This window comes from Streptomyces sp. NPDC001156, from assembly GCF_053598275.1.
This window is the reverse complement of the sequence record NZ_JBSFJX010000168.1, coordinates 13409-17852: the sequence shown is the minus strand read 5'-3', so window position 1 is coordinate 17852 and position 4444 is coordinate 13409. Positions and strand designations below refer to the sequence as shown.

Genomic DNA, 4444 nt, shown 5'->3' with positions numbered 1-4444 from the left:
CAGCTCTTGATGAGCCACGCCATAGGCGGACAGCACCGTGTCGCGTTCGGTTTCCTGCGTATGGATCTTGTCCAGGAGGTGCTGTTCCTCGTCGGTACGTGCGCGCCCACGCCGTCGCACCCGGCTGGGGCAGCCGGTGGGCGGCGATACGGGAGGGGTCGGCCCAGGAGTCGCGTTCCCGCGCCGCGCCGGGCGGCAGCGCGGCCGCCGCCGCGGCGCGGGCCCTGACCACCGCCAGTGCGGCGGCCAGCTCCTCCGGGGTCGGATTGCCCCGTACGACCTTGATCGTCATGTCCGCTCCAGGGTCCGGGGTTTACAGGGGGATGTTGCCGTGCTTCTTCGGAGGCAGGGATTCCCGCTTCGTGCGCAGCTGACGCAGCCCGCGGACGACGTGGCGGCGGGTGTCGGACGGCATGATCACCGCGTCGATGTAGCCGCGCTCGGCCGCGATGTACGGGTTGAGGAGGGTGTCCTCGTACTCCTGGATCAGCCGTGCGCGGGTCGTCTCCGGGTCGTCCGCCTCGCCGATCGTGCGGCGATGAAGGATGTTGACCGCGCCCTGGGCGCCCATGACGGCGATCTGGGCGGTCGGCCAGGCCAGGTTCAGGTCCGCGCCCAGGTGCTTGGAGCCCATGACGTCGTAGGCGCCGCCGAAGGCCTTGCGGGTGATGACCGTGATCAGCGGGACGGTGGCCTCGGCGTAGGCGAAGATCAGCTTGGCGCCGCGGCGGATGATGCCGGTGTGCTCCTGGTCGACGCCGGGCAGGAAGCCGGGCACGTCGACGAAGGTGATCACGGGCACGTTGAAGGCGTCGCAGGTGCGCACGAAGCGCGCGGCCTTCTCACTCGCGTCGATGTCGAGGCAGCCGGCGAACTGCATCGGCTGGTTGGCGACGATGCCCACCGGGTGGCCCTCGACCCGGCCGAAGCCGGTCAGGATGTTCGGCGCGAACAGAGACTGGGTCTCGAAGAACTCGGCGTCGTCGAGGATGTGCTCGATCACCGTGTGCATGTCGTACGGCTGGTTGGCGCTGTCCGGTACGAGCACGTCCAGCTCGCGGTCCTCGTCGGTGACCGACAGGTCCGCCTCCTCCGGGAAGACCGGGGGCTCGGACAGATTGTTGGACGGGAGGTACGAAAGCAGCTGCTTGACGTACTCGATGGCGTCCTTCTCCTCGCCGGCCATGTGATGGGCCACGCCGGAGGCGGTGTTGTGGGTGCGGGCGCCGCCCAGCTCCTCGAAGCCGACGTCCTCGCCGGTGACCGTCTTGATGACGTCCGGACCGGTGATGAACATGTGCGAGGTCTGGTCGACCATCACCGTGAAGTCGGTGATCGCCGGGGAGTACACCGCGCCGCCCGCGCACGGGCCGACGACCAGGCTGATCTGCGGGATCACACCGGAGGCGTGGGTGTTGCGGCGGAAGATCTCGCCGTAGGCGCCCAGCGAGGCCACGCCCTCCTGGATACGGGCGCCGCCGGAGTCGTTGATGCCGATGACCGGGCAGCCGGTCTTCAGCGCGAAGTCCATCACCTTGACGATCTTCTGGCCGTAGACCTCGCCGAGGGCGCCGCCGAAGACGGTGAAGTCCTGGGAGAACACGGCGACGGGCCGGCCGTCCACGGTCCCGTACCCGGTCACCACACCGTCCCCGTAGGGGCGGTTCTTCTCCAGTCCGAAGTTGGTCGAGCGGTGCCGGGCGAACTCGTCCAGCTCCACGAACGAGCCGTCGTCCAGCAGCAGCTCGATCCGCTCACGGGCCGTCAGCTTGCCCTTCGCGTGCTGCTTCTCCACGGCACGCTCCGAGCCGGCGTGCGTCGCCTCCTGGACGCGGCGCTGGAGGTCCGCGAGCTTGCCCGCGGTGGTGTGAATGTCGATCTCTTCCGGCTCGGACATCGGGATGCGGCTCCCTGCCTGCTCAGTGGGGACGTATGACGTGCTACGAGAATGCTCAGAAGAACGAACGGTTACTCATCCGTAGCGTAGTGGTGCGCCTACCGATCGGCAGTGCGGCGTTGACCACACCTAGGGTGGCTTGCATGATGCCGCGAGATCCCTCAGACGCCAACGACCCGTCGAACGATGCCACCGGTGGCGGCAGCCGCTGGTCCGACCTGGACCGCCCGCCCCTGAACGGCGCCGCGCTGCGCCGGGGACTGGTGCGGGAGGGCGGACTGTGGTCCGGGGTCGAGGTGGTGGCGCGCACCGGGTCCACCAACTCCGATCTCGTCGCCCTGGCCGCGGAGGGCAAGGCGGCCGAGGGCACCGTCCTCGTCGCTGAGGAGCAGCACGCCGGTCGCGGGCGGCTCGACCGTACCTGGACGGCCCCGGCCCGGTCCGGACTGTTCTTCTCGGTCCTGCTGAAGCCGGCCGAGGTGCCCGTCGCCCGCTGGGGCTGGCTCCCGCTGCTCGCCGGGGTGGCCGTCGCGACGGGGCTCGCGCGGGCCGCGGGCGTCGACACGGCGCTCAAGTGGCCCAACGATCTGCTGGTCACGGTGGGCGAGGAGGAACGCAAGACCGGCGGCATCCTCGCGGAACGCGCGGGCGAGAACGGCGTGGTGGTCGGCATCGGCATCAACGTCACGCTCCGTGAGACCGAGCTGCCGGTGCCCACGGCCAGCTCCCTGGCCCTGGCGGGCGCCCGCACCACGGACCGCGACACGCTGCTGCGGGCGGTGCTGCGCTCCCTGGAGGACTGGTACGTCCGCTGGCGCGGAGCGGGCGGTGACCCGGCGGTGAGCGGCCTGCAGGAGACGTACGCGGCCGGGTGCGCGACGCTGGGGCGGCTCGTGCGGGCCGAACTCCCCGGCGACCGTTCCATCACCGGCGAGGCGGTGGCGATCGACGGCGACGGCCGCCTCGTGCTGGCGACCGAGAACGGGGTGCAGGAGCCGGTGGGAGCCGGGGACATCGTGCATCTGCGGCCCGCGTAGGCAGTTGACGGCCCTGTCCGGCATCCGGTGCGGCGCGTTGTGTCCGACCCCGTGCCGCTGAGGGAGTGAGCTACCGCACACCTGCCGTAGAGTTGACCGCGGTCGATACCTGACCGCGGCAGATCGGAAGGGCAGCACGCGTGACCGTCGACGACACGGGCTCGGGCACGGGCGTACACCCCGCCCCCGACGGTGAACCCGGGCGGGACGCACACGGCGAGTCCGACGAGAACCCCCTGACGCTGCGCCTGGAGCAGCTCATTCTGGGTGCGGAGCGCCGCTACACCCCGTTCCAGGCGGCGCGCAGCGCGGGCGTGTCCATGGAGCTGGCGTCCCGTTTCTGGCGGGCGATGGGCTTCGCGGACATAGGGCAGGCGAAGGCGCTCACGGAGGCCGACGTCCTGGCCCTGCGCCGGCTGGCCGGTCTGGTGGAGGCGGGCCTGCTGAGCGAGGCGATGGCGGTGCAGGTGGCCCGGTCGACCGGGCAGACCACCGCCCGACTGGCCGAGTGGCAGATCGACTCGTTCCTGGAGGGCCTCACCGAGCCCCCTGAGCCCGGCATGACCCGTACCGAGGTCACCTATCCCCTGGTCGAGCTGCTGCTGCCGGAGCTCGAGGAGTTCCTCGTCTACGTCTGGCGGCGCCAGCTCGCCGCGGCGACCGGCCGGGTCGTGCAGGCGGCGGACGACGAGGAGATGGTCGACCGCCGGCTCGCCGTCGGCTTCGCGGACCTGGTCGGCTTCACCCGCCTCACGCGTCGCATGGAGGAGGAGGAACTCGGCGAACTCGTCGAGGCCTTCGAGACGACCGCGGCGGACCTGGTCGCCGCGCACGGCGGCCGGCTCATCAAGACGCTGGGCGACGAGGTGCTGTACGCGGCGGACGACGCCGGGACGGCCGCGGAGATCGCGCTGCGCCTGATCGAGACGATGGCGAACGACGAGACCATGCCGGAACTGCGCGTGGGGATAGCCTTCGGCACGGTGACCACGCGCATGGGCGATGTGTTCGGTACGACGGTGAACCTGGCGAGCCGACTCACCTCTATAGCCCCCCGGGACGCGGTCCTGGTCGACAGCGCCTTCGCGGAGGAGCTGACCCGCACGAGCGAGGCGCCCGCCTCCGAGGCTGAGGCCGCCGAGGCCGCGGCCGCCGCGGAGAAGGAGGGCGAGGAGCCCCCCACGTACCGCTTCGCGCTCCAGCCGATGTGGCAGCGCCCGGTGCGCGGCCTCGGCGTGATCGAGCCGTGGCTGCTGACACGACGCGAAACGGCTTCGGCGTCGTAGACCGCACGTGAGCGGGCGGGGCCGTGCCTGGCGAGCGGGGCCCGTACCGGGCGGTGGTGCCGCGCCAGACGGGTGGGCCCGCATGCGACCGGTCGTCCCCGGGCGGGGGCGGTCTCGTCCCGTACGGTTCGGTCCCCCGCCGGGGGGCAGTCGCACGTGCAGGTCGGGGATCGGTCCGCAGTCGACCAGCGGGTCCCGGGTGGGGCCCGTACATGGCCGGTCGT

General features: G+C 71.4%; 3 protein-coding genes and 1 pseudogene. 2 read left to right on the top strand and 2 right to left on the bottom strand.

The genetic code is table 11. The features are described from left to right. Window positions 1–85: 85 nt before the first annotated feature. Window positions 86–292: pseudogene (locus ACWDA7_RS40230) on the bottom strand (acyl-CoA carboxylase epsilon subunit); the annotation flags it as partial. Window positions 293–313: 21 nt separating this feature from the next. Beyond that, window positions 314–1897 carry an acyl-CoA carboxylase subunit beta gene (locus tag ACWDA7_RS40225; protein ID WP_450611412.1) on the bottom strand — a complete coding sequence of 528 codons (1584 nt, stop codon included), beginning with the start codon at window positions 1895–1897 and terminating at the stop codon, window positions 314–316. 143 nt (window positions 1898–2040) lie between these two features. On the opposite strand from ACWDA7_RS40225, the gene ACWDA7_RS40220 reads away from it, so the two are divergent. Together ACWDA7_RS40220 and ACWDA7_RS40215 are read left to right on the top strand one after the other, a co-directional pair. Further along, complete coding sequence (locus ACWDA7_RS40220) at window positions 2041–2934, top strand: biotin--[acetyl-CoA-carboxylase] ligase (protein ID WP_450611410.1); 894 nt, start codon at window positions 2041–2043, stop codon at window positions 2932–2934. Between the two features lie 140 nt (window positions 2935–3074). Then, entirely contained in the window at window positions 3075–4220 is a 1146-nt protein-coding gene (locus tag ACWDA7_RS40215) for an adenylate/guanylate cyclase domain-containing protein (RefSeq protein WP_359411162.1), read from the top strand. The last annotated feature ends 224 nt before the right edge of the window (window positions 4221–4444 follow it).

What these genes read in the sequence shown, in the direction of transcription:
- ACWDA7_RS40225 (WP_450611412.1), bottom strand. Translation starts at nt 1,897, where the DNA reads ATGTCCGAGCCGGAAGAGATCGACATTCACACCACCGCGGGCAAGCTC.
- ACWDA7_RS40220 (WP_450611410.1), top strand. Translation starts at nt 2,041, where the DNA reads ATGATGCCGCGAGATCCCTCAGACGCCAACGACCCGTCGAACGATGCC.